This window comes from Streptomyces sp. NPDC005070, from assembly GCF_053600395.1.
The window spans coordinates 17,321-30,338 of sequence record NZ_JBSFZS010000041.1; the positions used below are offsets into that span (position 1 = coordinate 17,321).

Annotated in this window: 11 protein-coding genes and 3 pseudogenes; 4 read left to right on the forward strand and 10 right to left on the reverse strand. The window is 68.0% G+C overall.

All coding sequences use genetic code 11. From position 1 onward, the window contains the following. Nucleotides 1-406: 406 nt before the first annotated feature. The 6 genes and pseudogenes from ACWEBX_RS16225 to ACWEBX_RS16250 form a co-directional block, all read right to left on the reverse strand. A complete protein-coding gene (locus ACWEBX_RS16225) occupies nucleotides 407-739 on the reverse strand; it encodes a hypothetical protein (protein ID WP_451885490.1) in 333 nt (110 codons plus the stop codon). Nucleotides 740-785: 46 nt separating this feature from the next. Next, nucleotides 786-1,328, reverse strand: a pseudogene (locus tag ACWEBX_RS16230) (IS5 family transposase); the annotation flags it as partial. Nucleotides 1,329-1,439: 111 nt separating this feature from the next. Continuing rightward, on the reverse strand, nucleotides 1,440-2,393 hold the full coding sequence (locus ACWEBX_RS16235) for a ferritin-like domain-containing protein (RefSeq protein WP_451885491.1): 954 nt from the start codon (nucleotides 2,391-2,393) through the stop codon (nucleotides 1,440-1,442). Nucleotides 2,394-2,403: 10 nt separating this feature from the next. After that, nucleotides 2,404-2,952 (reverse strand): gluconate 2-dehydrogenase subunit 3 family protein, encoded by a 549-nt coding sequence (locus tag ACWEBX_RS16240; RefSeq protein WP_451885492.1) that lies wholly within the window; start codon nucleotides 2,950-2,952, stop codon nucleotides 2,404-2,406. A gap of 68 nt (nucleotides 2,953-3,020) precedes the next feature. Continuing rightward, the gene (locus ACWEBX_RS16245; RefSeq protein ID WP_451885493.1) at nucleotides 3,021-4,724 is read right to left on the reverse strand and encodes a GMC oxidoreductase; all 1,704 of its coding nucleotides are present in this window, start codon (nucleotides 4,722-4,724) and stop codon (nucleotides 3,021-3,023) included. A 61-nt stretch (nucleotides 4,725-4,785) separates the two neighbouring features. Further along, a pseudogene (locus tag ACWEBX_RS16250) lies at nucleotides 4,786-5,476 on the reverse strand (transposase family protein). 361 nt (nucleotides 5,477-5,837) lie between these two features. On the opposite strand from ACWEBX_RS16250, the gene ACWEBX_RS16255 reads away from it, so the two are divergent. After that, nucleotides 5,838-6,086, forward strand: coding sequence for a hypothetical protein (locus ACWEBX_RS16255; RefSeq protein WP_451885494.1), 249 nt, complete (start codon nucleotides 5,838-5,840; stop codon nucleotides 6,084-6,086). A gap of 2 nt (nucleotides 6,087-6,088) precedes the next feature. Here ACWEBX_RS16255 and ACWEBX_RS16260 read toward each other — a convergent pair. Further along, nucleotides 6,089-6,304: pseudogene (locus ACWEBX_RS16260) on the reverse strand (transposase family protein); the annotation flags it as partial. Between the two features lie 570 nt (nucleotides 6,305-6,874). Between ACWEBX_RS16260 and ACWEBX_RS16265 the strand changes: the two are divergent. From ACWEBX_RS16265 to ACWEBX_RS16275, 3 genes are all read left to right on the forward strand, one after another. After that, nucleotides 6,875-8,128, forward strand: coding sequence for a helix-turn-helix domain-containing protein (locus ACWEBX_RS16265; RefSeq protein WP_451885495.1), 1,254 nt, complete (start codon nucleotides 6,875-6,877; stop codon nucleotides 8,126-8,128). 125 nt (nucleotides 8,129-8,253) lie between these two features. Continuing rightward, nucleotides 8,254-8,634, forward strand: a complete 381-nt coding sequence (locus ACWEBX_RS16270) for a DUF6415 family natural product biosynthesis protein (protein ID WP_451885496.1) — start codon at nucleotides 8,254-8,256, stop codon at nucleotides 8,632-8,634. Next, on the forward strand, nucleotides 8,631-8,843 hold the full coding sequence (locus ACWEBX_RS16275; RefSeq protein ID WP_451885497.1) for a hypothetical protein: 213 nt from the start codon (nucleotides 8,631-8,633) through the stop codon (nucleotides 8,841-8,843). Before ACWEBX_RS16270 ends, ACWEBX_RS16275 begins: the two co-directional genes overlap by 4 nt. 1,903 nt (nucleotides 8,844-10,746) lie before the next feature. Here ACWEBX_RS16275 and ACWEBX_RS16280 read toward each other — a convergent pair. From ACWEBX_RS16280 to ACWEBX_RS16290, 3 genes are read right to left on the reverse strand one after another with little or no spacing between them, the layout of a single operon-like run. After that, on the reverse strand, nucleotides 10,747-11,328 hold the full coding sequence (locus ACWEBX_RS16280; protein ID WP_451885498.1) for an HAD domain-containing protein: 582 nt from the start codon (nucleotides 11,326-11,328) through the stop codon (nucleotides 10,747-10,749). Between the two features lie 30 nt (nucleotides 11,329-11,358). Then, nucleotides 11,359-12,051, reverse strand: a complete 693-nt coding sequence (locus tag ACWEBX_RS16285) for a class I SAM-dependent methyltransferase (RefSeq protein ID WP_451885499.1) — start codon at nucleotides 12,049-12,051, stop codon at nucleotides 11,359-11,361. After that, nucleotides 12,052-12,963, reverse strand: coding sequence for a phosphotransferase family protein (locus ACWEBX_RS16290; RefSeq protein ID WP_451885500.1), 912 nt, complete (start codon nucleotides 12,961-12,963; stop codon nucleotides 12,052-12,054). It abuts the gene before it with no gap. Between the last annotated feature and the right edge of the window lie 55 nt (nucleotides 12,964-13,018).

The window sequence follows — 13,018 nt, forward strand, 5'->3', positions numbered from 1 at the left end:
GACACCCGTGCTCGCGCAGCTCACGGATTCGTTCAGCCGGGCCCGGGCGACGAGCTCCTCGCAGGCGTCGAGCTTGGCGATGTGGACGGCGGCCGTCAGCGCCTCGCGAGTAGCGAAGCGCCGGTAGACCGTGCGCCGGTCGACCGCCCCGGCTGTAGCGATCGCCGCGATGCTCGTGCCGGGTCGAGCGGCGACAACGGGCCGATCTTGGCCCCGCTTCGGTGGGCCAGAGCCGGCGAAGGCGAAGATCCGGTGTCGGGCCGTACAGAAGATTTCAGTGGGCGTGGCTGTGACCTGGGCCCTGAAATCTTCTGTGCGGCGCCTCGGGGCGGTGCGAGCGCGCCGATCACTTCGTACCTAGTAATGGTCGTGACGTCTGCGGTCTCTTCTGCGGTGGGGCTGGTGGTCAGCGTTTGACACGACCGCGGATGGCCAGGGCGGCCAGGCCAAGGAGAATGGGTTCGGCGATGCGGGAGGTCGTCTCTGTGTAGGTGCCGGCGGTGGTGAGCTCCTGGCCGGAGGAGCGGAAGACCACCGAGTTGATCACCACACGCAGCGCCTTCTTGAACCGCTGGGTGGTGACGCGCTCGGACCACGCCCCCGTGGGATTGACCGGGTCGGGGGTGTCGGTGGTCAACGTGACATCCTGCCCGACGGCGACCTGGCGGCCGGTGGTGGTTGGCTTCGGATCAACTGCTGGAAAACCCCACAACAGTAGCGCTAGCAGGGTGGTGGCCATGGCACCCAGCAGCCAGGCTAGCTATAGCTAGGCCGTTTCTTTTGGATCAGCGTGCTGACCAGAGGAAGATGCCTGCGAGGTGGAGACCGGCGAGGTAGACGGTTGCGGTCTTCTCGTAGCGGGTTGCGATGCCACGCCACTGTTTGAGGCGCTTGATGCAGCGTTCGACGGTGTTGCGTTGCTTGTAGGCCTCGCGGTCGAAGGCGGGTGGCAGGCCACCGTGGCTGCCGCGTCGGCGGTGTGCCTGCTGGTCGGTGGGGACCGGGATCACTGCCGGGATTCCGCGGCGTCGCAGGTGTTCGCGGATGGCGCGGGATGAATAGGCCTTGTCGGCCAGGACCGCATCCGGCCTGGTTCGGGGTCTTTCGATGGGTCGTGGCAGCCGGACCTTGGCCATGACGTGTTCGAAGGCGGGTGCGTCGCCGGCCTGCCCGGGTGTGAGGACGAAGCACAGTGGGCGGCAGCGGCCGTCGGCGGCCAGGTGGATCTTGGTCGTCAGATCGCCGCGGGACCGGCCGAGGGCATGGTCGCCGGGCTCGTCGGCCGGGGCCCCTTTTTGCGACGTGTCCTGGCTCATGGCCGCGCTGTCAGGCGTTACGCGTAACCGGTCGACATACCCGCCATGCCCGGGGCAAACTTCACAGCCCGCCTCCGGGCCGCTGTGTGTCCGGCCGGTCCCGCAGGCACGCGCAGAGCTCGCTCAGGCCGCTCCGTCATCCCACCGGAACTCCGGACGGATCCCTCGCTTGATCAGGTCCCGCCCGAGGGTCTGAAGCTGGAACATGGCCGCCACGTTCGGCGGTGCGCCAGACGTCCAGCACGTCTCCAGGTCGACCAGCAGCTTCGACAGGGTGCGGTTGAACTCGGTCGAGGGGTTCGGCCGGGCCTGTGAGGACGCGAAGTCGTACACCTCCGGCAGGGTGACGGGAGTTCCGCTGAAACTCCACTTGCCGCCGGTTTTGACCAGCCGCTTCTGGACGTAGAGCTCCTTGAACAGGTAGTAGTGCGCGTGTCCGCTACCCCCCTCCTCCGGCGGCTGGTCGGGGGAGCCCTGCGTCCCCTCCCCCTCGCGCTTGATCCGGTCGATCGTGTCGACCGCGTCGGCGACCGTTCTGATCGGCTTCGCGAAAGGCACCTCCACCGCGTGGGCCTTCAGGTCGATCGCCGGCTCGAGCTTCTGGAACGTCTGGATGATCGTGTCGTAGAAGGCGCCGATCGTGGCAGGCGGCCGCCCGCGCAGGAGGGCGATCGGGGGGAACTCCGGGTACTCGATCTGCATGAACACCGCGAGCTGGTGCTTGACCAGCGGCTTCAGATCAACCGGAAGCTGCTGCGGAATGCCGCCGGGCAGCTCGTCGGCCGGATAGGTCGGCAGGAAGTCCGGGTGCGCGATCGACGGCCGGCCGCCGATCGCGGCCAGCAGGTTTCCGGCCAGTGCGAAGTGGTTCATCTCCTGGCTGACGATTCTGTGTAGCGCACCCTCAGTGCGGTCCGGGTCGTCCTTGACCGACCACTGCGCACACAGATACGGCGGGATGGTGGCGAATTCCAGCCGCATCGCGAGCTGCAAGGCGCCTTTGAGGTCGTCCAGCGGCAGAACCCCCGCCTCGACGTACTCCCTGATGGTCTTCATGCGCGGAGTGCCCGCGGTCACCGAATTCACGCTACAGCCCCAGCTTCCTGAGTTCGTCGTCCATGATGCGCTGCGCCTCCGGCGGGACGCCCGGAAAAGCGAGCAGCGGCACGTTCCCGGGATACCCGATCGCCTTGAAGCCGATGTCGGAGGTGAAGTAGCCGGCGAGCAGCAGGGACCGGAACCTCGTGAAGAAGCTCCGGTCCGTCGCGGTGGTCGACGCGATCTGGTCGACGATCGCGCGCTGCCGGGAGGCGTCCAGTTCGACGAACCCCGTCCCGAACTGGCGCCGCGCCTCCGCTTCGACCATGGCGAGGCCGGTCGTGATGACGGTCCTGTGGCCCTGCTGCGTCGTGTAGGGAGCACTCACCCAGTCGTCGAAGAAGTCGGCGATCCCCATCGCACTCGGCGCCGGGTACTCGGCGGTGCCCGGCAGAACGATGTCGGCGAGGGCCCCGACGAGTGCGCGCTCGCGCTCCGAGAGGGTGCGCGACCATGGCGTGTGCGGCGTCACGAGGTTGGGATCGGTGCCGTAGCCCTGCGGTGCGGTGCCGACCTCGGCGGCACTGTGCTGGTCCATCTCTTCCTTTCGCTTCCGTTGTACCGTCATCCGGTCGCGCTCGCTCGGCTGTTAGGTGCCTGGCGTGGTCAGATGCCACCGCTCCTCAGCAGTTCGAGGATGCGGGCCGAACTCCGCGCGGCCAGGGCCAGGATGGTGAGCGTGGGGTTCTTGTCCGGGCTCGACGCGAATGAGGCGCCGTCGACGACGAACAGGTTTCTTACGTCCCAGCACTGGTTGTAGGCGTCGAGCACGGAGTTCTGCGGCGAGGTCCCCATCCGCGCGCCGCCGACCTCGTGGACCGCCCCGCCGCCCTGCGGCATCGCGATGGGACTGGTGTCCGGCGCGCCGCCGAGCAGGCTGAAGACCTTGTTGAAGGTGTCGCGCATGTGCGTGACCTGCCGGACTTCCGAGTTTCCCCATTTCCAGTGGAACCGCAGGACCGGAACCCCCCACTTGTCCTTGACCGTCGGATCGAGCTCGCAGAGGGAATCCTCGTTCGGGATCATCTCGCCCTCGCCGATGAGAGTGACGGCGGTGCCGTACCTCCGCCGGACCTCCGCCCGTAAGGCGTCGCCGTAGATCGCGCTGCTGTTGTCGATCAGGCTTCCGATGCCGGTGGTCGGCATCCTGCGCCCCCCACGCGGCTCGATGTGGTACCCGCGCGGGAACCCGAGCTGCCCGGCAGCCTGCTCGGGCAGCAGCCACCACGGCACGTAGATGTGCGGGGTGAAGATGCCGTCGTCGTTCAGCACGGGGAGTTTTTCGAGCATCGGAATTCGCGACGAGCGCGAGAACTCAACCGAGTCCATCAGGTACTTGCCGACCAGCCCGTGGCCGTTTCCGATCCCGTTGGGGAACGCGGCGCTTCGCGAATTGAGCAGGATGCGCACTGACGAGCAGGTTCCCGCCGCCAGCACCACCACCCGCCCCGTGACCGAGAACTCGGAGCCGGTCACCCGGTCGTTGTAGGTGACCCCGGCGGCCCGCCCGGTCGCGTCGACGTCGACCCGGGACACCATGGCGTTGCACACGACGGTGAGATTGCCGGTGGCGTGGGCCGGAGGAATGAGGACGGTCGTGCTCTGGAAGTTGGAGCGGCTGGAGCAGCCCCGGGTGCACTGGGTCGAGTACAAGCACGCCGCGCGGCCGTTCAACGGGCGGGTGAGTACGGCCGCCCGGATCGCCGCCGTCTTCATGCCCAGGTGTTCGAACGCCCGGCTGAGGACCATCTCGAAGGCGCGCGGGGGCGGCGGTGGGAGCTGGACGCCGGGCGGGGAGTCGGGGGCGTTCTCGATCCCGTGGGGAAGGCCGGTGACACCGATGAGGCGTTCGGCCTTGTCGTACCACGGCGCCAGGTCGGCGTACTCGATCGGCCAGTCGAAGCCCAGTCCGTCACGGGTCTTCGGCTTGAAGTCGTACGGTCCGAAGCGCAGCGCCACCCGACCCCAGTGGTTGGTGCGACCGCCCAGCATCCGCGGCCGCCACCAGCTGAACTGATTCGACCTATCCGGATTCGGGGGGTCCGCCTGGCTGTAGGGCTCACCGACGATCTGTGAGCCGCCATCGACGGTGGCGTCGTAGAAACCCTGCGGCTTGTCCGACGTCGAGGCCGCCCGCAAAGGCGCGTCCTGCGGCGTGTTGAACATCGGCGTCTCGGTCCCTGGATCGTAGTCCCGGCCCGCCTCCAGTATCAGGACGCGAGCACCCGCCGCACAGAGCTCGTGCGCCGCCATTCCACCGGCAGCCCCGGAGCCGACGATAATGACGTCGAACGCCTGGATATCGGACAAGAGATCACCTTTCACCGGATATCACTGCATAGCGCATAGATATCACTTTCAGTGAGCCTCTTCAGCGTTGCCGCTCCAGGGTGAGAATGGCTTTGGCGATTGACGTCATGCGGTTGGGGCTGCAGCGGGACCTGCGGAAGATCCGCCAGGACTTCAGGCAGGCCACGTCGCGCTCAACCGGTGCCCGTGCCGCGGCCAGAGCCCGGTTGACGGTCTTCTCGGTAGGGGTGAGTTCCCGCAGGGGCCTGCGTTTGATGCCCGTGGTCAGCCAGGGGCCACCGCCCTGGTAGGCGAGATCGGCCAGGATGGGGACGCCCTGGCGCTCGCAGATGCGGATGATCCGGTGAGTGCGGGCGGCGGTCAGGTCGTGGGAGCGGCCCGGCAGCGCGGGCGAGAGCCACAGCAGCCGGCCGTCCGGATCGGTGACTACCTGCACGTTCACCCCGTGCCGGCGGTGCTCGTGGGAGTAGTCGGCCCGTCCGTCGCCGACCCGGTCGCACTCGGCGAGCGTGCCGTCCAGGAGGACGAAGTCCGGATCCTGCTCGCGTAGGACCCTCAGCAGGCCCGGTGCACGGTCGGCGAGGAGGTCGATGACCGCGCTGGTGTAGGCGTGGGCGGTGGACTCGCTGATCCCGAACCCGGCAGCGACCTTCGCCAGGGTGGTGTGCTCGCGCAGGTACACCAGTGCCACTATCGCGCGCTGACGGACGGAGCTTGCAGCGGCGGTCACCCTCACGGGTGACGATGAGCATGGTGACCCACTCCACGAGCGCATGTGGCAGGTCGAGTGCGGCAGGTATAGATGACCAACGAGGCCCCTGAGCAGCGTGGTTGAGACGTCAGACATCTCGATCAACTGCCCGGGGGCCTCGCTCGTTGCGCTTCACGGACCGTCACCCGACCGGTGGCCCGCTCGAAGAAGCTCAGTGAGCCCATTCCAACTTCAGGCGACAGCCGATCGACGCTGTGCCACGAAGGTTTGGTAGACCCTGGCTATGACGTTCTTGGCGGTGGTCGAGGGTGATGCGGGCGGATGGCGCATCGATCGGGACGGTCTGACAGACGCGATCCGTGCCCGGTGGTCCGGGGTCGAGATCGACTCGACGCAGCGAAGTGCGCAGCCTCATATGGCAGTTCGAGACCGAGAACGGCCCAGATGAGGCCTATCTGTACGAGGACGGTACCTGCCTGTACATGGACGTCTGGGAGGAAGACGCGATCTGGTTGGCGATCGTCTTCCGCAGGCTGGCACCCACGGACCTTGACCTGGTGTTCTGCGATGAGGGTTACACCTTCGACGTTCGTCTGCGGGCCGCGACGACGGAAGCCGAGTTGACGGATCTGGTGAATGCAGCGGGTTGATCTCAGCCCGTGGCAGTGAGCTGGAGGACCAGGACGGCTTGGACGAGGCTCGTGACCCGGGTCGTCGAGCAGCGGAGTTTGCGGAGGAGGCGCCAGGACTGAGGGTGGCGATGGCCTGCTCGACCAATGCACGGATCTCTCGCGTGGGACCGGTTGACGGCCTGCTGGCCGGTGGAGAGGCTGTCCCATCGGCCGCGGTAAGGGAGACGGACCGTGCCGGTGCGGCGGTCGACGGAGCGGTTTCGCATTGCTGATCGCACTCTGGATGATCGCGGTGGTGGCAACCGGCTTGGTGCCGTACGTGTGGTCACATGAGCCTGGTAGCCGACGCGTGGCCTGGTTGATTCTGGTGGCCTGCACACTGACAGGAGCCAGCCTGCTTACGTGGGTCGGAGTGAAGCTGCGCCGCCAGCCGGACAGCGACAGGCGTGACTCATGACCACCGTGTGATCCGCTGCACGGAACACTCGGATCCGATCACCGAAGTGAGGCCACCGCAGGGTCGACGCGGAAACGGTGATAGCCGAGGCCGCCGTCTTCGCGGCGTCCCATCAGCGGACTGAGGTCGCTCACTTCTCCGTGGACAGGCCAGTCCTTCTCCGCCGGGCCGGGCATCCGACAGATCACAGGGCAATCAACACGGGTTCGATGTCCGTGTCAGCGGAAACACTGGCCATTCCGTGAGCTCCGCCAACCTGCCCAGGATGATGAACGGCGGGAACCCCCACACGAGAGCGGCCCCGGCCCATACCCTGACAATGTCGAGCCGTTCAGAGAGGGGCAAGGCCGTGTCGTCTGAGGATGCCAGCCCGAACCCGTACACCGATTCACTGGTGTTCGGCCAGCGCCTGCAAATCCTGCGCACCCGTAGGGGCATGACTCGTGACCAACTCGGCGGACTGGCCGGCAAGACCGCGTCATGGGTCAAGGGCATCGAGACGGGACGCCTGAAGACGCCCAAGCTGGAGACGATCCTCCTCATCGCCGAACTTCTCCGCGTGCGGGACCTGTCTGAACTGGTCGGGGATCAGTCCGGGCGCGTGGACCTGTTCGCCGGCCCCGGTCATCCGCGGCTCGCCGAGGTAAAAGCCGCAATCGACGCCTTCCCACTGACCACTCAGCGGGAGGCGCCGCCGGCAGCCCACCTTCAGGCGCGGCTTGTCAGGGCTTGGAGCGCCCGCCACTCCGCACCCAACCACCGCGAAGTGATCGGTGAGTTGCTCCCGGACCTGATCCGTGACGCGCAACTCGCCGTACGGCAGGCCGAGACGGCCCCGGACCGCAGGGCAGCTCTGGCCGTGCTCTCCGAGGCCTACTCGTTGTGTCAGTTCTTCGTGGCGTACCAGCCGGACGCCGCGTTGTTGTGGCGCGTGTCGGAGCGAGGGCTCATCGCCGCTCAGGAATCGGAAGACGCCCACGCCATCGGAACGGCCGCGTGGCTGGCCGCTCAAGCCCATCGCGACGCAGGCTTGGCCCACTTCGAGGCCGCCGACGCAGTGAACCTTGAAACGTTGGCCTATCTGGAACCCATGCTGCCGGATGCATCCGACGATGTACTCGCGATCGCTGGGGCACTCACCTTCGAAGCGGGCTATACCGCGGCACAGAGGGCCGACACGGGCACGGCTTGGCGCTACTGGGACCAGGCACGCAGCTTGGCGCAGCGGCTCCCTCAGGACTACTACCACCCGGTCACATCGTTCTCGCGCGCCATCATGGGTGCTCACGCGGTCACCGTCGCGGTGGAACTGCGCCAGGGCGGCGAGTCCGTGCGACAGGCCGCGCGTGCCGACGCCGACACGATCCCTTCAAGGCCGCGCAGAGCCCGGCACCGCATCGAGGAAGCCCGCGGATTCCATCTCGACGGACAACCAGACGTCGCACTCGCCACCTTGGAGAAGGCACATGAGGCCGCTCCAGAGACGATCAAGTACAACGGCTACGCGAAGCGGATCGTCCTTGAGGAAGCGGACTCCAAGGCCCCGGCCCGTCGGCGGCGCGCCGCGGAACTCGCCGTGAAGATCGGCCTGTTGGCCGCATGACGCAGGGGCACATTCTGTGCCCCTGGTTCCCTCATCCTGCTCCTACGGTCGGAGACCACGAAGACCCCGGCGACCGCTCACGACGGCCCCGGGGCGTGGCCAACGCTGACAAGGAGCGCCGACCCATGCAAACTACAGCCCGCCCGCCATCAGCCGAAGAGGCCGACGGATGCCCGCCCGACATCGCGACGATGCGTTCCGGCGTGCGCCGCTTCCTCGCCGAGGATGCCCTCCCGCCAAGCGCACACGAGCTGGAAACGCTCACGCTGCAACTGCGGGGCCACATGCAGCTCCTCATTCCAGAAGTCGAGCAGTTCATCGCCCGACTCCCCGAGGACGACGTACCACGCTACTGCGCGCTTGCCTGCGTGGGCGAGGCGCGCAGAAAGCTGGACATCGCCCCACGCCCCGGACTCGGTGCCGGCATCGCACGCGCACGTCGCCTGGCCCGCTCGCTGAACGCGTTATGCGACCACTACGAGAACTTCAGCGGCGATCGCTCGTGACCCTCGTGCTGTATGTCTGCTGCTGCGACAGGCTGATCACCGAGCCGGAAGATGCAGTCCCCGTGGGATATGAGCTGAGCATGTCCGGCAGCCCCGGCTGGATCGTATGGGCACACAGCGAACATCCCTTGCACGTCGAGCCGGACGCCATGCCACGGAACATCCTGGCCCGCCTCCTGATCACGCGTGCCTTGCAGCCGGACGACTGATCCAGCCACCCCGCCCCAGTGAGATGGGGCCCCACGGCAACCGCAGGGTCAGGGTTGCAACAGACACCCGCCAGCTCTCCCCTTCATCCCCCAGGGGAGCGGGCGGGCCCTTGTCCGGTGCAAGGCCAGCGTCGCCCTCGCGAGGTACGCGAGACTCATACGGCTTGTGTCCCACGCCATCCGCACCGTCGGCTGGCCCCGGGCCGCCCTACCATCGGCGGCCCTGGCGCGTCGGCCCGCCCGGCACGCAACACCGGCGAGCGTGCGCCGATCCCCGGCAGCGGCCGCGCCGCCCATTCCTGCCCTCCCTCTCCTCAACTCCGTCCAGGGCATGGGCAAAAGCGGTCGCAACGAGGATGTCAGAGCCCCGACCACGCCCGCACGGAAAGGTGACCTGCACGGATTCCGCGATGCGGGGCGATCCTCGCGCAAGAGAAGTCGCAAGAGATCTCGCAGGAGATGCGACAAGAGTAGGTGCAAGAGATGTTGTCGCGAGGCCCCGAGATGTGGTTCGAACGGCAGTTCTGTCGGGCCGTGACATCCTCGTACGGCTCTGATCGACGTTCAGGACGAACTCGGTCAGGTCCGCGCAGATCTGCGGACGCTCTTCCAGCGGGTGTCGTGGTCGACCGAACCGCTGGATGCGTGGGAGGCGCACGAGAACGCATGGTGGAAGTCGCCGCGCACCTCCTCCCCCGGCCTGGGATCCCCAGGGCGTGGCGGATAGCGCCCGGCTCCGAGTGAGGGGGCGCGAACGCGCGGCTCTGATCGTCGCCCACACGTACTGGAGCGGCCGCGCTCCGGACGCCGCCGGATTCCCGTGGCCGCCGCGCGCGCCATCAGGTGCAGGACCCGATCACCGGCGAGTAGCCGTCGGCGGGGGACGCCAGCAGGTGCGCCAGTTCCATCCGTCGCGGAACAGCGCACCGCCCCCTCCGGATTGCGCAGGCGGTAGGCCACCAACCCCTTGCTGCGCAGTCCCACTACAGCACCGAGCTCCGCCACGGTCAGCCCCTCGACGGACAAGCCGATGATGCGCAGGATCTGTTTCTCCCGCACGGTCAGCTGCGCAGGCCCGCGCCGGTTCACCGCTGCGCATCCACGCCAGCGCGGACCCAACTGCGCAACTCCGCCCGCACAGCCAACCCCCGACCAGGACCCGACCAGAACGGATGCCACCACAACGACGTCGACAACATCAGCAACGACGACGACGCAGCACCGTGTTCCCCACGGTGGAGGTGGGCGCGGTGAGGGCGTCATAGGCGCGTTTCCAGGCCGATTGCAGCTGGACTACATTCGATTTCTTGTTCAAGTCGACACATGTCTGCTGCGCATTGCGCAGGGAGGCTGCGCAGCAGGGAGGGAGCTGCGCAGTGCGGTGTCTGGTCCTGTTCACGGCACAACGTCACCTGCGCACCGCGGAGAACGACTCCCCCACACAGACGCTCCCCCGACCGCACGACGCCGGGTCCGAGACCAGCTGGTGCTTGCCAACAGCGGCACCAGATCCGCCGCGGCTACGGATGCTCAGACACCCTCCAAATGTGGCGGCCGAGGACGTCCCGATCAGTGTAGACGGGCACCCCGACCACAGGACCGACCACGACGTCCCTCACCAGGTACATCGCTTTCCGACCTCCCCCGACCACAGGCTCCCGACCTCCGACCACAGCCCCCACCACAGCAGGTCAACGCCCTACCGGACGGCTCGATGTCCACAGCCAGAAGGGGGTTCCGGGAACCGTCGGCTGGTGGGGGCGCACTTCGTAGCCTTCGGCTTCCCGCCGACTGAACCGTACGGACACCATGGGGTGGCCCTACGGCGCCGCAGGGCCACGCTGGAATGCATGATCCCCGTCCGCCGGCGATGGCGCCGTGGACGATGCGCGGCTCGTCTCCGCTACGCGGCTTCGGCTGCCCGGGAAACGTCTGGGGCGTCGCCCTGGATGGCGGGCAGCAGCGCCGCCCAGGCCAGGACCTCGACCAAGTGTTCAGCCAGCAGCCCAACATGGGGATCAGGCTGCACCAGGGCGGTCACCCGGCCGCGGTCGGTGCGTTCCGCCGCCCATTCGTGGTCGAGGCCGGTGAAGTCGTCGTCGATCCAGATCGCGGGCGCGTCGCCGAGCCATGCGTCGGCGTGGTCGCGTTTCCAGAGGTAGCCGTCGGGGTGGCTGGTGGTGATCTGCGGACGCGGGAGGTCGACGTACGGCAGGAGCGGCAGGCCGAGGAGCGGGCCGATGAGGGTGGTGGCGTCCTGACGCCAGCTGGTGCACCAGACGGGCGTGAGCAGGCCGGTCCGGATCACCTGCATCAGCAGGGGGCCGTGGGCGGGGTTGAGCCAGACGGTAACCGGGTCGTCGGCGCTCCGGCCGATGGGCACAACGTCGTGGCGGGTATGGGTCGCAGGGCTGTCGCCTTCGGCGTCCGGAAAGGGTACGAGGACGCCGTCGATGTCGAGGAGCAGGTAGGGCGGCGGGCGCATCGGTGTCTCCCAAGGCAGTCGGGATGAGGGTCAGATTTTGCGCGCGGTGATCAGCAGGGTGGTGGGCCAGAGGCCGTGGCGGGCGTCATGGAACTCCTTGGCAGAGCTGAGCCAGAGGCCTGCGTTGCCGAGGTGCTTCTCCCAGCGGTCGGCGTCGAAGTCCCAGCGTGCGATGGGCAGTCGGGTGTGGTCGGGGAGGGTGACGTAGTCGCGGCGGGGCCGGTCGTCGGTGGTGGGGTGCAGGCCGCCGCGCTGGGGGTGCGGGACGGAGAAGGCGAGGGTGCGTCCGCGTGGGAGGTGTCGGGCGATGGCCGGGAGCAGGAGCTCGGGGGTGACGAGGCCGATGGCTCCGAAGACGGAGCAGACGGCGTCGAAGCGTTCGTCGGAGGTTTGCAGGTAGTGCAGGGCGTGGCCAGCGACGAAGGTGAGGTTGTTCAGTCGGCCGTAGTGGGAGCGGGCCCGGCGGATCTGGAGGCCGACGAGGTCGACGGCGGTGACCTGGGCTCCGTAGCGGGTGGCGAGGTGGGCGGCGTTGTGGACGGGACCGCCGCCGAGTTCCAGCACTCGTTTGCGGCGCAGGTCCGGGCCGAGGATCTCGGCGTTGGGTCCGCTGCCGGGCCGTGTGGTCCACTCCATCCGCGCGGGTACGGCCAGCGGCTCGGCGGGGGCGGCGGCGGTGCGCTGGAGCGCGTGGACATACCAGGGGGAAGCCTGGGCAAGCACCTAGACCTCCAGGAGGTGAAGCACGTCGGTGAGGTGCCGTCGGACGGCGTTGATGTAGGCGGGGTCGGTGGTTGGGTCGTTGATCCAGCGGACGGACTGCTCCATGAACCACTCGACGGCCCACATGCGGTGCCAGCCCAGTGCCCACTTCTCGGCGGGCAGGCCCCCGCGTTCGGAGAGGGCGTCGGGGGTGCCGCCCTCGGTGACGTAGGTGTCCAGGAAGACCCGCATGCGCAGGGGGTCGGGGGTGTCGAGGGTGCCGTGCCAGCTGGCGAGGTCGAGCAGTCCGGGGCCGGTGAAGGCGCGGGCGAAGTCCAGCAGCCGCCAGCCGTGCCGGCCGATGTGGAGGCTGGTGGGGTGGAACTCGGAATGTACCCAGCCGAATGGAGCCATCGTCGCACCGGCCGAGCGTGCCTCGGCGGCCTGGGCGATCCGGTCGAGCGCGTCCTCGACGTCGTCCGCATCCTCCCACCGTTCGGCCTTGCGGAGGCGGCTGAGGTGTTCCAGGGCCCGGCTCGGTAGGTTGCGCAGCCGCTCCCGGTCGACGATGGGCAGGGCGGCGGCCGTGCGGGCGCGATGCAAAACCACGGCGGCAGCAGCACCGTCGAGGTCGTCGGCTTCGCGTACGGCAACGCCGAGGTCCTCCAGCAGCATCCCGAGCCAGCCGTCCACGACCGCGGAGGCGTGTACGGCGGGCACCGGGACACCCCGGTTGTCCGCCAGTCTGAGTGTCTGGTCCTCGCTCTCGAACGGCCTCTGGGCGTACTTGAAGACGGCGGTGGTGCCGTCGGTGAAGGTCAGGCGCTCGACTCCGGACATGGACCACACGCGCACCTCTTCGCGCTTCGCGGCGCACCGGTCGGTGATGGTCAGGAGGTTGTCCAAGAGGTCGGTGTTGAGGGTCGTATCCATAAAGGGCTCCCGTGCGGTGGGTGGCGTCCGGGGCGGGTGCGGGAAATGGGCCCGC

Bases quoted from the DNA above. Each gene is read 5' to 3' on its own strand.
- ACWEBX_RS16290 (WP_451885500.1), bottom strand. From the start codon at position 12,963: ATGGATACGACCCTCAACACCGACCTCTTGGACAACCTCCTGACCATC.
- ACWEBX_RS16225 (WP_451885490.1), bottom strand. From the start codon at position 739: ATGGCCACCACCCTGCTAGCGCTACTGTTGTGGGGTTTTCCAGCAGTT.
- ACWEBX_RS16240 (WP_451885492.1), bottom strand. From the start codon at position 2,952: ATGGACCAGCACAGTGCCGCCGAGGTCGGCACCGCACCGCAGGGCTAC.
- ACWEBX_RS16270 (WP_451885496.1), top strand. From the start codon at position 8,254: ATGCAAACTACAGCCCGCCCGCCATCAGCCGAAGAGGCCGACGGATGC.
- ACWEBX_RS16280 (WP_451885498.1), bottom strand. From the start codon at position 11,328: ATGCGCCCGCCGCCCTACCTGCTCCTCGACATCGACGGCGTCCTCGTA.